Origin of the sequence: Ensifer sp. M14, assembly GCF_003355565.1 — a bacterium.
In the GTDB taxonomy this organism is placed as follows: Bacteria; Pseudomonadota; Alphaproteobacteria; order Rhizobiales; family Rhizobiaceae; genus Ensifer.
On the sequence record NZ_QJNR01000004.1, the window covers coordinates 505,766 to 521,087 of the forward strand.

Here is a 15,322-nt window from a genome sequence, read left to right on the forward strand (position 1 = left end):
TCAGTCGAGCCCGAGAACATCGAGCATGGAGTAGAAGCCGGGTTTCTGGTCGCGCGCCCAAAGGGCAGCGGTCACGGCGCCGCGTGCGAAGATCGAGCGGTCGGTGGCGCTGTGAGACAGGGTCACCTGTTCGCCTTCACCGGCAAGAATGACCGAGTGTTCGCCGATCACCGAACCGCCACGCAGCGTCGCAAAGCCGATTGTGCCTTGCGGGCGGGCGCCGGTGTGACCGTCGCGGACACGCACGGAATGTTCCGAAAGCGCGATGCCTCGCCCCTTCGCCGCCGCTTCGCCCAAAAGCAATGCTGTCCCGGAAGGGGCGTCCACCTTGTGCTTGTGATGCATCTCGAGGATCTCGATGTCCCAGGCAGCGGGCCCGAGAGCGCGCGCCGCCTTCTCCGTCAGCACGCCGAGAAGGTTGACGCCGAGGCTCATATTGCCCGATTTGACGATGCGGGCATGACGTGCGGCGGCACGGATCTTCGCGTCGTCGTCCGCTCCACAGCCGGTGGTGCCGATGACATGCACGATGCGTGCCTGCGCGGCGAGGCCGGCAAATTCGACAGTGCCGGAGGGCGAGGTGAAATCGAGCACGCCTTCGGCTTCGACGAAGGCTTCGAGCGGCTTGTCGGCGACCGCGATGCCGATCGGCCCGAGACCGGCGATCTCGCCGGCGTCACGACCGATGAAAGGCGAACCCGGACGTTCCACCGCCGCATGCAGGCGGACGCCGTCCATGCCATGAACCATACGGATCAGCGTCTGGCCCATGCGGCCGGCCGCGCCGACGACCACAAGCTTCATGTCCGTTGTGCTCATCGGCGATTTTCCTTCCTGCTCATGATTAGATTTCGGGGTCGAGCAACGCCTCAGGGGCTTTGCCCTGGAGATTGTGCAGGCGCGCGTAGAGGCCGTCCTGGCGGTTTGACAGATCCTTGTGCGTGCCCTCCTCGACAACAAGGCCATCCTTCATGACGATGATCTTGTCGGCATTGACGACCGTCGAAAGCCGGTGGGCGATGACGATCACCGTGCGTCCATGCATCGCCTCGTCGAGCGCCTTTTGTACGGCCGCCTCAGACTCGGTGTCGAGCGCTGAAGTGGCCTCGTCGAGCAGCAGGATCGGCGCATTGCGCACGAGTGCGCGGGCGATCGACAGGCGCTGCCTCTGGCCGCCGGACATCGTCACCCCGTTCTCGCCGACCGGAGTGTCATAACCCTGCGGTTGGGTCAGAATGAAATCATGCGCATAGGCGAGACGGGCGGCTTCCTCGATTTCCGCATCGGTCGCATCCGGGCGGCCGTAACGGATGTTGTCGCGGATCGAGCCTTCGAAAAGGTAAGGCTGCTGCGAGACATAGGCGATGCCGTTGCGCAGCGACTGCTTGGTCACGTCGGCTATGTCCTGTCCGTCGATCAGGATCTGGCCGGAGGCCGGATCATAGAACCGTGGAACGAGGCTGATAACCGTCGACTTTCCGGCCCCGGACGGGCCGACGAGAGCAGTGGTCTTGCCACCTTCGGCGACGAAGCTGACCCCCTTGAGGATTTCATCGCCATAGGCGTAGCGGAAACGCACATCGCGCAGCTCGACGGTTGCGCCATCAAAGGTGAGTTGCTTTGCACCCGGCTTGTCGCGCTGATGCGGAACGGTATCGAGGATCTCGTAGACCATGCGGGCATTGACCGCAGCGCGCTCCAGCGACACCTGAAGGCGGGCCAGTCGCCGCGCCGGGTCATAGGCCATCAGCAGGGCGACGACGAAAGCGAAGAAGGCACCTGGCGGAACATCGTTGTAGATTGCGCGAAACGCGGAATAGGCAAGCACGCTCGAAATGGCCAGGCCCGCAAAAGTCTCGGTCATCGGCGCCGTGCGTTCGCTCAGGCGAGCAATCCGGTTGGCACGATTTTCGGCGCGATCGACGATCGCGTCGACCTTGCCGCGCAGTTCGCCTTCCATCGTGAAGGCCTTGACGATGGAAATCCCCTGGATCGTTTCCTGCATGGCGCCGAGGACACGGCTGTTCACATCGATGGCTTCGCGGGTCGCAGAGCGCAGCCGCTTGGAGACATACCGCAGGCCCAAAAGCAAAGGCGGCGCCGTCACAAACACGATGATCGACAGCAGCCAGTCCTTGACGAACATGACACCGATCAGGCCGACCAGGGTCAACAGATCGCGGGCGATCGACGTCACCGTCAGATTGAGCACGTCACGGATGCCGCTGACGTTCTGGCTGATCTGGGCCGCAAGCTGTGCCGATCGTTGCTCGCTGAAATAGCCGACGCTGAGCGCCATCAGATGCGCGTAGAGCCGCTTCTGGTACCTTGCGACGATATTGTTGCCGATCTTCGACAAGGCGACGGCCTGGCCGTAGGTGGCAAAGCCGCGCAGCACGAAAGCGCCAAAGATCGAGCCGCAGACCAGCAACACGATGCTCGCGTTCTTGTTGGCAAAGGCCTCATTGATCACGGTCTCCATGATCGAGGCGGTAAAGCCCGTGGTCGCGGCGACGACAGCCAGGCAGGCAATAGCAAAGAGATAGCCGCGGATGTGATCGCGACCGTTTTCTGCAATGACTCGCTTCAGGATTCCGGTGATGGTGTCGGAATCGACTGCATGCTGTTTTTTATCTTTAGCGCTCAAAAAGCCTGTCTTCCCTGAGCCTGTGCGGTGCGTCGGACGCCGACGCAACCTTTCCCGGGCTCTATAGTGGTTTGATGCGGCTTTGGCGAGTCTTTGCGCGATCCGGCGGCTTCAGCTTCTCCAGCGCCGTCCCTCTGTTGCAACACCGAAGTCTCTCGGCGTGCGCGCGAAAGCCGCCAAACCGGAAAGTGCCGCCATCGGATGGATGACCGCGAAGGTCGGAATTGTCCTCATCAGAGCGGAGTGCGGCGCCTTGTCTTCGAAGGCGGCGCGGAATTCCGGTTTTTGCAGCGCCGGCAAAATCTTCTGCGAAATGCCTCCGGCCAGGAAGACGCCGCCGCGGGCCATGAAGATCAGCGCCATGTCGCCGGCCACGCGGCCGAGATAGGTCGAAAACAACGAGATGGTCTCGACGGCAGCAGCGTCGTTGCCGGACAGCGCGCCTGTCGTGACCTCGGCCGGATCCTTCATCACCGACTCTTCGCCATTGGCGGCGCAAACGGCGCGATAGAGGTTCATGATGCCGCGACCGCAGAGGATCTGCTCGCCGGCCATGCGCCCTTCGATCGGCTCCAGGAAAGGCCAGATCTGGAAGTCGCGCTCCGTGCGCGGACCGATATCGACGTGGCCGCCTTCGCCTGGAACCGGAAACCAGGTGTGTTGTGCAAAGACCAGGCCGCCCACCCCGAGCCCGGTACCTGGGCCGAGAACGACGCGGGAGGTCAGAGGGCGGACGCTGCCGCCGCCGATCTGCACCAGATCTTCAGCAGCCGGAGCAGCAACGGCCAGTGCCTGCGCCTCGAAATCATTGATGATCAGGACGTCCTCAAGGCCAAGGCTTTTAAGCATGTCCTTCGGGCGCAACACCCAGCCTGCATTGGTCAGCGGGATCTCATCGCCCTTGATCGGACCGGCAACGGCGAGGATTGCCGAACGCGGCTGGACGGACGTCTTGTCGAGGATACTCTTCTGCAGCGCTTCCTCGATCGTCTCGAAATCGCCTGTCTTGATCGGTGGCAGTTGCTTCGGCTCGGCAAAGGCATCGAGCAGCAAGGCGAAGCGCGCATTGGTGCCGCCGATATCGCCGATCAGGATCGGAAAGGAAAAGCTGTTGTCACTCGCACCTGGCATCGCACTGTCCATCCTGATCGTCGCCGTGAGGTTTCGAATTCTCTGCAGCGCCGCGCGTCAATGACGCGCAAAGGACGCTGTAGCACTTAAACTTGCTGCATGATTAGCAGTTGTGGTTGAAGTCGATCAACTGCTCGGCCGTGGCGCGATTGAGCGCCATCGGGATGTCATAGACGATCGCAAGTCGCATCAGCGCCTTGACGTCGACATCATGCGGCATGGCCGTCAGCGGATCGACGAAGAAGATCAGAAGATCAATATCGCCGGTTGCTATCAAAGCGCCGATCTGCTGATCGCCGCCGAGCGGACCGCTTTTCAGGCGCGTAATATCGAGACCGGGGCAGATGTCGAGAACGCGGCCGCCTGTCGTGCCCGTGGCGACGATCTTCCACTGCGCAAACACCGCTTCGTTTGCCTTGGCAAAGGCGGCAAGGTCGTCCTTCTTCTGATCGTGCGCGATCAGGGCCACGCATTTCCGATCCGCCATGCCATCTCCCCGCGATCAAATTTAAATCGATTTGATCGCGGTATACATGAGCGTAACAGGATTGAAAAGCCGCAAGCCAGGACGCCTATTGCAGCGTCGGACGCGGCAGCGGCACCGGCACGTCCGATGGCGGCAAATCGCTTGCGGCATTGCCGATAACCTGCTCGATGCCTTGCTCGGCAGGCGCTGGCGCCGCGGCACGATAGGCCATGCCGTAGGTCGCATCCTGCTCGGAGGCCGGTGACGGTCCGTTCAGCACCAACGTGCACGCCTTCGGCAGGTCGGCCATGGTCGTCAGACGGGGCTTCACCGGCTTTTCGCCAGGCTTTTTCTTCGGCTTTGCCCAGGGCTCATCGGTAAACCACCAGGCCAGCGACTTGTCGCAGCCATCGCCGGCCGGAACGGCCGCCTGGTCCTTGCAGGTCGACGCCCCCTCGGGGCACTTGATGCGGATGTGGAAATGGTAATCGTGGCCGTAGATCGGCCTGACCTTGCCCAGCGCCGAACGGTCGCCGTTCCAGGTGTCGCAGAGCTTCTTCTTGATGGCCGGATTGACGAAGACCCGCTCGACCTGAGGGTAGCTTGCCGCCAGCATGATCAACCGCGCATGTGACGGCGTCCAGATCGACGGATCGACGGTCAGAAACTTGTTCTTCTGCAGCATGGACGTCGCGGAAATGTCTTCGCGCTCGCGGCCCGTCAGCGTCCTTTGCGGCATCGGCGTCAGCCAGATATCGGCATCGAGACCGATCTGGTGCGAGGCGTGACCGGACAGCATCGGGCCGCCGCGCGGCTGCGAGATATCGCCGAGGAGCAGACCGGGCCAGCCGACCTTTTCGGCAGCATCGTGGGAGAACTGTTCGATCAGCGCGATCATCTGGGGATGGCCCCAGCGACGGTTGCGCGACAACCGCATCGCCTGCCAGGTCGGGCCATCCGTCGGGATGGCCACGCCGCCGGCAAGGCAACCCTTCGCGTAGAAACCGTAGGACGAGGGCGCCATCTGCGCCGGCAGTGATTTAGCGCCAAAGAGCGCCTTGGCCGGCGTATCTTCTGCGCTGGCAACATCGGCGATCAAGACGCTCGTTCCGAGCAAAAGCGCCATAAGCGCCGAGCCACAGCGTCGTATTGCAGCAACCATGTCCAATTCCGTTCCGTTCATTCCCCAACGGCGAACCACACCGGCAGTGGGTGCGAGATGCCCGATATCCCCTGATCCTAAGGTGCTGCCTTTGCCTCAGCCTTGCGGATCACCGGGATGTGACGCAAAAATTTCGCCTGATTTGCGGCGGCGCCTGTCATTTGGCCCGATTTCGCCTATTCTCTCGCAAAAGAACGTTGAAATATAAGGGGTACCGGCTGGATGCCAAACTTCTGCAGGACCGTAAAACCTGGCATGGCGGCGTCGTTTCTGACAGCGGCGCTTCTTTTCCTTCCTCCTGCATCGCATGCTGAAGAACAGCCGGTCTGGCGCAATGGCACGTCGTCGATCGGCGAGCCCAAACACAAGGACGGCTTCGCCCGCTTCGACTACGTCAATCCGGATGCCCCGAAAGGCGGAGAATTGCAGCTGTCGGAGACCGGCACGTTCGACACGTTCAACCCCATCCTCGCCAAAGGCGAAGCGGCGACCGGCGTTTCCTCCCTTGTCTTCGATACGCTCTTGAAATCCGCCGAGGATGAAATCACCACCGCTTACGGCCTGCTTGCCGAGGGCGTCTCCTATCCCGACGATATCTCGTCAGCCACGTTTCGCCTGCGCGCCGAGGCCAAGTGGGCGGATGGCATGCCGGTAACGCCTGAGGATGTCATCTATTCCCTCAACATGGTGAAGGAGCACAATCCGCTCTTGTCGAACTATTACCGCCATGTGGTTTCGGCGGAAAAGACCGGCGAGCGCGACGTTACCTTCCGCTTCGACGAGAAGAACAACCACGAACTGCCGAACATTCTCGGTCAGTTCCCGATCGTTCCGAAGCATTGGTGGGAAGGACAGGACGCCAAGGGCAACAAGCGTGATATCGCCCGCACGACGCTGGAGCCAGTCATGGGTTCCGGCCCCTACAGGATCGCTTCTTTCCAGCCGGGCGGCTCGATCCGCTTCGAGCTCAGGGACGACTATTGGGGCAAGAACCTCAACGTCAATGTCGGGCAGCACAATTTCCGCACGATCAACTACGCGTTCTTCGGCGACAGGAACGTGCAGTTCGAGGCCTTCCGCGCCGGCAATGTCGATTTCTACCAGGACAGTAGCGCAAGCCATTGGGCGACAGCCTATGACTTTCCGGCCATGAAGGACGGCCGCGTGATCCGCGAGGAGATCGAGAATCCATTGCGCGCAACCGGGATCATGCAGGCACTGGTGCCGAACATGCGCCGCGAGAAATTTAGGGATCAGCGGGTGCGCGAGGCGCTGAACTACGCCTTCGACTTCGAGGATCTGAACCGCAATCTCGCCTATAACGCCTATCAGCGCGTCGACAGCTATTTCTGGGGCACCGAGCTTGCCTCCTCCAACCTTCCCGAAGGCCGTGAAAAGGAAATCCTGGAGGAACTGAAGGACAAGGTTCCGCCCGAAGTCTTCACCACGCCCTATACCAACCCCATCAATGGCGACCCGCAGAAGGTGCGCACCAACTTGCGCAAGGCGCTCGACCTGTTCAAGGAGGCGGGCTACGAGCTCAAGGGCAACCGCCTGGTCAACACCAAGACCGACGAACCCTTCTCCTTCGAGCTGCTTCTGTCCAATCCGTCCTTCGAGCGCACGGTCACGCCGTTCATCAACAGCGTCAAGAAGATTGGCATCGATGCCCGCATCCGCACCGTCGACGATTCGCAATACACCAATCGCGTCAGAAGCTTCGACTATGACATGATCTACGGCATCTGGGCGCAAACACTGGTGCCCGGCAACGAACAGATCGATTACTGGGGTTCGGGCTCGGTCGACCAGCCGGGATCGAGAAACTATGTCGGCATTGCCGATCCGGCGATCGACGAGTTGATCCGCAGGATAATCTTCGCACCAAACCGCGAAGAGCTGGTAGCGACGACACGGGCGCTCGACCGCGTCCTGCTCGCCCATCACTATGTCGTGCCGCTGTTCTACTCCAAGGCGATCCGCGTCGCCTACTGGAACCACCTCGCCCACCTTAAGGAGTTGCCCTATTACGGCACCGGCTTCCCGGACGCTTGGTGGTCGAAAAACGCCACAGCCAAATGAAGCCCTTGCGCTCCGAAGCCGTCTCGATTCCAAATGCAGAAAAACGAATCACTGAAAACGAATATAGGCCCGGTTTGGGCCTGAGAGCCGCAAGGAGACGTGAGGATTGAGACACCATAGGGCGCACGCCGACGCTTCGCGGGTCCGGGCCACCGGCAACACGTCGATCGAGAGGCTGGCCTGATGGGTGCCTATATCCTGCGTCGCCTGCTCTTGATGATCCCGACGATCGTTGGGATCATGGCGATTTCCTTCACCGTCATTCAGTTTGCGCCGGGCGGACCGGTCGAACAGGTGATCTCCGACCTGACGAACGCCGGCGGCTCGGACCGCCTCAGCGGCAGCGGCGGCGACCTGATGCAGGCCGGTGGCGAACAGGGCGGCCAGTACCGCGGTGCCCAGGGGCTCGACCCGGAATTCATCGCCAAGCTCGAAAAGCAGTTCGGCTTCGACAAGCCGCCGCTCGAACGCTTCGGCACGATGATGTGGGATTACATCCGCTTCGATTTCGGCGAGAGCTTCTTCCGCAACACCTCGGTCATCGATCTCATCAAGGAGAAGATGCCGGTCTCGATCTCGCTCGGAGTTTGGATCCTCCTGTTCTCCTACGCGATTTCGATCCCGCTCGGCATCAAGAAGGCGGTGTCTGATGGATCGACCTTCGACGTGTGGACATCCGGAATCATCATCGTCGGCTATGCCGTTCCGAGCTTCCTTTTCGGCATCCTCCTGATCGTCGTCTTTGCCGGCGGGTCGTTCCTCGACTGGTTTCCGCTGCGCGGCATCGTCTCGGATAATTTCTGGCAGTTGCCCTGGTGGCAGAAGATCCTCGACTATTTCTGGCATATGACACTGCCGCTGATCACGCTCCTGCTTTCGGCTTTTGCAACGACGACGCTGCTGACCAAAAATTCGTTCATCGACGAGATCAAGAAGCAATATGTCACGACGGCACGCGCCAAGGGTCTGAACGACCGTCAGGTGCTCTACGGCCACGTCTTCCGCAACGCGATGCTGATCATCATCGCCGGGTTCCCGAGCGCCTTCATTTCGGCCTTCTTCACCGGTTCGCTGTTGATCGAGTACATCTTCTCGCTCGATGGCCTCGGCCGGCTCGGTTATGATTCCGTCGTCAAGCGCGACTATCCGATCGTCTTTGCGACGCTGTTCATCTTCTCGCTGATGGGACTGGTCGTCAGCCTGCTCTCCGACCTGATCTATACCTGGGTCGATCCGCGTATCGACTTCGAGCGGAGGGACGTGTGATGAACACCGTCACCACTGCCCCTGCACAGGCTGCCGCTCCACCGCGCGGCTGGCTATCACCGGTGAACAAACGGCGATGGCAGAATTTCAAGGCGAACCGGCGCGGCTACTGGTCGCTCTGGATTTTCCTTCTGCTGTTCGTGCTCAGCATGTTTGCCGAATTCATTGCCAACGACCGGCCGATCATCGCCTCCTACAAGGGCGAGATCCTGTTTCCCGCGGTGGTCGATTATCCGGAAGAGAAGTTCGGCGGCTTCCTGGCCGAGACAGACTTCCGCTCGGATTTCATCCGCGACGAGATCGAGGCCAACGGCTGGATGGTCTGGCCGCCGATCCGTTACTCCTACCAGACGGTCAACTCGAACATTCCGCATTCGGCACCGACAAGACCCTTCTGGCTGATGAGCAAGGACGAGCGTTGCTCGGCCTATCCGGAAGGTTCGGCCGACCGCAACTGCATCGCCGGCAATCTCAACTGGCTCGGCACCGACGACCAGGCACGCGACGTGACGGCGCGCATGATCTACGGCTTCCGCATCTCGGTGCTGTTCGGACTGATTCTCACCATCGCCTCGGCTATCATCGGCGTGACGGCCGGCGCGGTGCAGGGCTATTTCGGCGGTTGGACCGACCTCCTGATGCAGCGCTTCATCGAGATCTGGTCGTCGATGCCGGTGCTCTACATTCTCCTGATCATCGCCGCGATCCTGCCTCCGGGCTTCTTCATCCTGCTCGCCATCATGCTGCTCTTCTCGTGGGTCGGCTTCGTCGGCGTGGTGCGCGCCGAGTTCCTGCGGGCGCGCAATTTCGAATATGTGAATGCGGCGCGCGCCCTTGGCGTCGGCAACGGCACGATCATGTACCGCCACCTCTTGCCGAATGCGATGGTGGCAACACTCACCTTCCTGCCGTTCATCCTGTCGGGCTCGATCACTACGTTGACCTCGCTCGACTTCCTCGGCTTCGGCATGCCGCCTGGCTCACCTTCCCTTGGCGAAATGATCGCGCAGGGCAAATCCAACCTGCAGGCCCCCTGGCTCGGGCTGACGGCCTTCTGCGTGATGTCGTTGATGCTGTCGCTGCTGATCTTCGTCGGCGAAGCGACCCGCGATGCCTTCGATCCGAGAAAGACATTCCGGTGAGCGCAACGATGACCGACCCCATTCTCTCCGTCCGTGATCTGTCGGTCGCCTTCCACCAGGGCGGCAACACCTCGCTTGCGGTCGACAGCATTTCCTTCGACATCAAGCGCGGCGAAACGGTTGCGCTCGTCGGCGAGTCCGGCTCCGGCAAGTCGGTGTCCGCCAACTCGATCCTGAAGCTGTTGCCCTACCCTTCCGCCAGCCATCCGGGCGGCGAAATCCACTTCAACGGCAAGGACCTCCTGAAAGCGAGCGATGCGGAGTTGCGCCAGGTGCGCGGCAACGACATCACGATGATCTTCCAGGAGCCAATGACGTCGCTCAATCCGCTGCATCCGATCGAGCGGCAGATCGGCGAGATCCTCGAGCTGCACCAGGGGCTCGAAGGTGTCGCCGCCCGCACGCGCATTCTAGAACTCCTGAACCAGGTCGGCATTCGCGAACCGGAGAAGCGGCTTGGCGCCTATCCGCACGAGCTTTCCGGCGGCCAGCGCCAGCGCGTGATGATTGCCATGGCTCTTGCCAACCGGCCGGAGCTGTTGATTGCCGACGAGCCGACGACGGCGCTCGACGTCACCGTGCAGGCGCAGATCCTTGAGTTGCTCAAGAAACTCAAGGACGAACACGGCATGTCGATGCTCTTTATCACCCATGACCTCGGCATCGTGCGCAAGATCGCCGACCGCGTCTGCGTGATGACCAAGGGCAAGATCGTCGAGACCGGACCGACCGCCGAGATCTTTGCCAATCCGCAGCATGCCTATACCCGCCACCTGCTCGCCTCCGAGCCACGGGGCAACCCGCCACCGTCCGACGCCTCCAAGCCGATCGTCATGGAAGCTGATGACGTGAAGGTGTGGTTTCCGATCAAGGCAGGGTTCCTGCGCAAGGTCGTCGACCATGTGAAGGCGGTCGATGGCATCGACCTCAAACTGCGCGCCGGTCAGACGCTCGGTGTCGTCGGCGAATCGGGCTCGGGCAAGACGACATTGGGGCTGGCGCTGACGCGGCTGATCTCTTCCAAGGGGCGGATTGCCTTTGTCGGCAAGGACATCGCCGCCTACAGCTTCCGCGAAATGCGGCCGCTTCGAAACCGGATGCAGGTGGTGTTTCAGGACCCCTACGGTTCGCTCAGCCCGCGCATGTCTGTTGCCGACATCATCGCCGAGGGGCTGAAAATCCACGAGCGAGCATTGTCGGACGACGAGCGCGATGCCCGCGTTGCCGCGGCACTCGAGGAGGTGGGTCTTGATGCCGCCACGCGCTGGCGCTATCCGCACGAATTCTCCGGCGGCCAGCGCCAACGCGTCGCCATCGCGCGAGCGATGGTGCTGAAGCCGAAATTTGTGATGCTGGACGAGCCGACATCAGCGCTCGATATGAGCGTTCAGGCGCAGGTGGTCGATCTCTTGCGAGACCTGCAGCAAAAGCACGATCTCGCCTATCTCTTCATCAGCCATGACCTCAAGGTGGTGCGGGCACTGGCCAACGAGATGATCGTCATGCGCATGGGCAAGGTCGTCGAGCAAGGTCCGGCGGAACGCATCTTCAATGCGCCGCAGGAGGATTACACCAAGGCCCTGATGGCCGCCGCCTTTAACCTCGAAGCCGTCAACCTCACCGCCATCCGCCAATAGAGTTGTCGCAATGTCCGCCAAAAGCCCCGTCATCGTCGATCTGAAGTTCATCCCGGAAGAGGTGGAAGTTGCCCTGAAGGGCGCCTTCCCGGATCGCGAGGTGATCAACCGCGCCGACGCCATCCATGACAATCGCGACCTCGCCGGCATCGACTATGCGGTGGTGTGGAAATCGGCACCGGACCTCTTCGACAGGGCGCCCGATCTCAAGGTGGTTTTCTCCGGCGGGGCCGGCGTCGACCATGTGCTGACGTTGCCGGGGTTGCCGGAGGTGCCGCTTGTTCGTTTCGTCGATCGCAGCCTGACGACCCGCATGAGCGAATGGGTGGTGATGCAGTGCCTGATGCATCTGCGCCAGCACCGGGCCTATGAAGCGTTTGCCGAAAAGCGGGAATGGCAGGAACTTTCCCAACCTGAAGCGGCGGATGTCACCGTCGGCATCATGGGCATGGGCGTGCTCGGCCAGGATGCGGCCCGCAAGCTTTCGGTCATGGGCTTCAACGTGATCGGCTGGTCGCGCAGCAAGAAGGCGGTCGATGGCATCGAGACCTATGGCGGCGACGAACTGGACGCCTTCCTGGCGCGCACCGATTTCCTGGTCGGCCTGCTGCCACTGACGCCTGAGACCAAGGGCATCTTCAATGCCGGGCTTTTTGCCAAGCTGAGTCGCAACGGCCCCTTTGGCGCCGCGGTCTTCATCAACGGCGGCCGCGGCGGGAGCCAGAACGAAGCCGATATCCTGAGTTCACTCGATGCGGGGATTCTCCACGCGGCTTCCCTCGATGTCTTCGAGCAGGAGCCGCTTTCGCCGGACAGCCGTTTCTGGCAGATGCCGAATGTCTATGTGACGCCGCATGTCGCCGCGTCCTCGGACGTCAAGGCGCTGTTCCGCCACGTCGAACAGCAGATCGCCCGCCTCGAAAGCGGGCAACCGCTGCAGCACGTCGTCGACAAATTAGCCGGCTACTGAGCCGTTGAATCATCAGGGGCGGCGATAGCCCGTCGGCTGATCGTAGAGCCAGCCGATGCGCTCGATCGAGGCTTCCAGGCCTTCGCGCGCAACGGTCATCGTATGGCCATTGGCGTGGATCAGCGTTTCGTCGTCTTCCATCAACGCGACATGTCCCTTCCAGAAGACGAGGTCACCGCGCTTCAGCTCTTCACGCGCAATCGGCGTTCCCAAGCCAGCCGCCTGCATGTCGGAATCGCGCGGTGCAAGCTTGCCGACCATCATCATCGACAGTTGCACCAGGCCTGAGCAGTCGATGCCGAAGCCGGAGCGACCGCCCCAGAGATAGGGGGTTTCGACGAAGCGGGCAGCAACGGAGACATAATCGCCGGCCAGAACGTTGCCAACCTCGATGCAATGGTCGGCGACCACCGCCTGCCCGCCGTCGAGCAGAAAATAACGGGTGCCACGGGTTTCACGCTCATCTATGACGGTCAGGCGGCTGCCCATGGACAGCGGGTAGACTGTTGGAAAGCGCAGGTCGTGGCCGGAGTAAACGAAGGTGCGCGGCGCCGAGACGACATGCGTCGGGCTCTTGATGACAGGTGCAAGGCAATATTCCGGCAGATAGCCGACATAACCGTCCAGATCGGCTTTCACCCAGCACCAACTCTCGTTGGTATCGAGCACGCGCACGGATTCGCCGAGCAGCAGCTCGGTATCGGTGCCGCAGGCAAGATCGGGCTTTGCTCTGAGCGGTGTCACCGGCACGGAGACGCGCGCGACACTTCCCTCCACATAGCGCTCGGCGTCGACGACACCGCGAAGGCGGTTTTCTGCGAGGTCGGCTCGATAGGCATTCAGGCGGCGATCGGGAAGTGTCGACATGTCAACTCACTTAGGCTGTTTGCGGCCCTGATCAATGATCAGATCGCCGAATTTTTCAAGATAAAGAGCACCGTCGACTGTCCTTTTGATGACGACGTTGCGTCGATCACGCTCATCACGGACGCGATCGACGAGGCCGAGGGCACCCATGGTATCGAGCGCGCGCGTGATGACCGGCTTGGTGACGCCAAGCGTCGCCGCAAGGCCACGAACGGTGTGGGGCGGAGGCACGAGATAGATCTGCAGCAAGATCGCCATCTGGCGCAGCGTCAGGTCGCGGCCGTCGACCCGAACCTGCTCCAGTGAAACCGTGTGCCAGAGCCCAAGGGCCTGGGAGGGCGTGAGCTCGACCGGCAATGGCAACTCCTGCACGGCCGCATGCGCCAGCCGGATTGGGCTTGAGGAAGCATGCGGGCAGTCAAAGGGCTACAGCGACCATTGCGCTTCTGAAGGACGCCCGGTGCTGCAGTGGTTTACCACCATAGCCGAGGACCGTTACGCAAGCGTTTCTTTTTGGAGACCGGCGCTGTCAGCGCCGGTCTCCAACCTTGGCATGTTACTTGGCGATCTGCCGGATGTGCTGGTAGAGAGCGCGAATAGCCTGGGCCTCCCCGCCAACCGGCGAATGCGGCCGCTCGGACTGCGCCCATCCGAAGATATCGAAATGCACCCAGCTCTTGGTATTGGTGACGAAGCGCTTGAGGAAGAGCGCGGCGGTGATCGATCCCGCCATGCCACCCGAAGGCGCATTCGTCAGATCGGCAATGCGCGCGGAGACATCCTTGTCGTAGCCCATGTGCAAGGGCATGCGCCACATCGGATCGTCGACGCTGAGGCTCGCCTCGGACAGATCGTGCGCCAGCTCCGCGTCGTCGGTGAAGAACGGCGGCAGGTCGGGACCGAGCGCGACGCGGGCGGCACCGGTCAGCGTTGCCATGTCGACGAGAAGATCGTTCTTTTCCTCGTCGGCATAGGCAAGCGCATCGGCAAGAATGAGCCGGCCTTCGGCATCGGTGTTGTCGATCTGCACCGTCAGACCCTTGCGGCTGCGATAGATGTCGCCAGGCCGGAAGGCATTGGCAGAAATCGAGTTTTCAACGACGGGGATGATAACCCGCAGGTCGACCTTGAGCTTTGCGTCCATGATCATCAGCGCGAGGCCCATGACATTGGCGGCACCACCCATGTCCTTCTTCATCAGAAGCATCGAGGAAGCGGGCTTGATGTCGAGGCCACCGGTGTCGAAGCAGACACCCTTGCCGACCAGCGTCACCTTCTTGTGGCCCTTCTTGCCCCAGCGCAGTTCGAGAAGACGGGGCGCTTCGGCGCTCGCCCGGCCGACGGTGTGCACGAGCGGGAAATTCTGCGTCAGAAGAGCCTCGCCTGATATCACCGAGACATCAGCCTTGTAGTGCGCCGCAAGCGCGCGGAATGCCGCTTCCAAGGCCTCTGGGCCCATGTCGTTGGTTGGGGTGTTGATGAGGTCGCGGGCAAGAAAGACGCCGGCGAGCTGGCGCTTGATGTCGGTCGCATCTGCATCGCCCGGGATCAGCAAGGTCGGCGGCTCGCCCTTGGCCGACTTGTAGCGCTCGAAGCGATAGGAACCGAGGCCATAACCGAGCGCCAGCCGGTTCGCCGTCAGCGGCGCCGTTTCGATGTGCCACTTGCCGGCGGGCAGAGCGCGCGCCAGCTTGCCGGTCAGGAACGGTGCCTCGGAGGGATTGCTGCCCAGACCGAAGAGCGCGCCGCCGAGATGGCCATCGGAAGACGGGATCAGCAGCACGGCCCCCGATTCGGCCCCGAAGCCGGCCTTGCGGGCCCAATCAAGCGCGATCGGATCGATGGCTCCCGTTTCGATATGCGCCGGCGTGACTGCGAAAATGGGCAACGTCTTGCCGGCGCTGGTGTTGAACGGCGACGGCCGCTCGATGAACTGATAGGGGGCCATGGAA

Annotated in this window: 13 protein-coding genes; 5 read left to right on the top strand and 8 right to left on the bottom strand. The window is 61.7% G+C overall.

The window, feature by feature from the left end; translation table 11 throughout:
* The 5 genes from dapB to mepA all read right to left on the bottom strand — a co-directional run bounded on the left by dapB (position 1) and on the right by mepA (position 5,406).
* Positions 1-819 (bottom strand): 4-hydroxy-tetrahydrodipicolinate reductase, encoded by an 819-nt coding sequence (gene dapB / locus BLJAPNOD_RS02630; protein WP_115418810.1) that lies wholly within the window; start codon positions 817-819, stop codon positions 1-3.
* Between the two features lie 25 nt (positions 820-844).
* Complete coding sequence (locus BLJAPNOD_RS02635; protein ID WP_077499495.1) at positions 845-2,647, bottom strand: ABC transporter ATP-binding protein; 1,803 nt, start codon at positions 2,645-2,647, stop codon at positions 845-847.
* A gap of 111 nt (positions 2,648-2,758) precedes the next feature.
* Positions 2,759-3,778, bottom strand: a complete 1,020-nt coding sequence (locus BLJAPNOD_RS02640; protein ID WP_115421102.1) for a glucokinase — start codon at positions 3,776-3,778, stop codon at positions 2,759-2,761.
* Positions 3,779-3,881: 103 nt separating this feature from the next.
* Positions 3,882-4,265 (bottom strand): methylglyoxal synthase, encoded by a 384-nt coding sequence (locus BLJAPNOD_RS02645; protein WP_077499497.1) that lies wholly within the window; start codon positions 4,263-4,265, stop codon positions 3,882-3,884.
* Positions 4,266-4,350: 85 nt separating this feature from the next.
* Positions 4,351-5,406 carry a penicillin-insensitive murein endopeptidase gene (mepA, locus tag BLJAPNOD_RS02650; protein ID WP_199565881.1) on the bottom strand — a complete coding sequence of 352 codons (1,056 nt, stop codon included), beginning with the start codon at positions 5,404-5,406 and terminating at the stop codon, positions 4,351-4,353.
* 222 nt (positions 5,407-5,628) lie between these two features.
* On the opposite strand from mepA, the gene BLJAPNOD_RS02655 reads away from it, so the two are divergent.
* The 5 genes from BLJAPNOD_RS02655 (at position 5,629) to BLJAPNOD_RS02675 (ending at position 12,503) form a co-directional block, all read left to right on the top strand.
* Positions 5,629-7,488 (top strand): extracellular solute-binding protein, encoded by a 1,860-nt coding sequence (locus tag BLJAPNOD_RS02655; RefSeq protein WP_115418812.1) that lies wholly within the window; start codon positions 5,629-5,631, stop codon positions 7,486-7,488.
* Between the two features lie 183 nt (positions 7,489-7,671).
* On the top strand, positions 7,672-8,754 hold the full coding sequence (locus BLJAPNOD_RS02660) for a microcin C ABC transporter permease YejB (protein WP_077499502.1): 1,083 nt from the start codon (positions 7,672-7,674) through the stop codon (positions 8,752-8,754).
* The gene (locus BLJAPNOD_RS02665; RefSeq protein ID WP_077499504.1) at positions 8,754-9,896 is read left to right on the top strand and encodes an ABC transporter permease; all 1,143 of its coding nucleotides are present in this window, start codon (positions 8,754-8,756) and stop codon (positions 9,894-9,896) included. The genes BLJAPNOD_RS02660 and BLJAPNOD_RS02665 overlap by 1 nt, the downstream gene beginning before the upstream one ends.
* 8 nt (positions 9,897-9,904) lie before the next feature.
* On the top strand, positions 9,905-11,533 hold the full coding sequence (locus BLJAPNOD_RS02670) for an ABC transporter ATP-binding protein (RefSeq protein ID WP_115421103.1): 1,629 nt from the start codon (positions 9,905-9,907) through the stop codon (positions 11,531-11,533).
* A 10-nt stretch (positions 11,534-11,543) separates the two neighbouring features.
* Positions 11,544-12,503: a glyoxylate/hydroxypyruvate reductase A gene (locus BLJAPNOD_RS02675; protein WP_115418813.1), complete on the top strand. Its 960-nt coding sequence runs from the start codon at positions 11,544-11,546 to the stop codon at positions 12,501-12,503.
* Positions 12,504-12,515: 12 nt separating this feature from the next.
* Here the strand turns inward: BLJAPNOD_RS02675 and BLJAPNOD_RS02680 are convergent, their stop codons facing one another.
* The 3 genes from BLJAPNOD_RS02680 to BLJAPNOD_RS02690 form a co-directional block, all read right to left on the bottom strand.
* Positions 12,516-13,370 carry an NlpC/P60 family protein gene (locus tag BLJAPNOD_RS02680; RefSeq protein ID WP_115418814.1) on the bottom strand — a complete coding sequence of 285 codons (855 nt, stop codon included), beginning with the start codon at positions 13,368-13,370 and terminating at the stop codon, positions 12,516-12,518.
* A gap of 6 nt (positions 13,371-13,376) precedes the next feature.
* On the bottom strand, positions 13,377-13,727 hold the full coding sequence (locus BLJAPNOD_RS02685) for a MarR family winged helix-turn-helix transcriptional regulator (RefSeq protein ID WP_115418815.1): 351 nt from the start codon (positions 13,725-13,727) through the stop codon (positions 13,377-13,379).
* 199 nt (positions 13,728-13,926) lie between these two features.
* Positions 13,927-15,318 carry a M17 family metallopeptidase gene (locus BLJAPNOD_RS02690; RefSeq protein ID WP_115418816.1) on the bottom strand — a complete coding sequence of 464 codons (1,392 nt, stop codon included), beginning with the start codon at positions 15,316-15,318 and terminating at the stop codon, positions 13,927-13,929.
* Between the last annotated feature and the right edge of the window lie 4 nt (positions 15,319-15,322).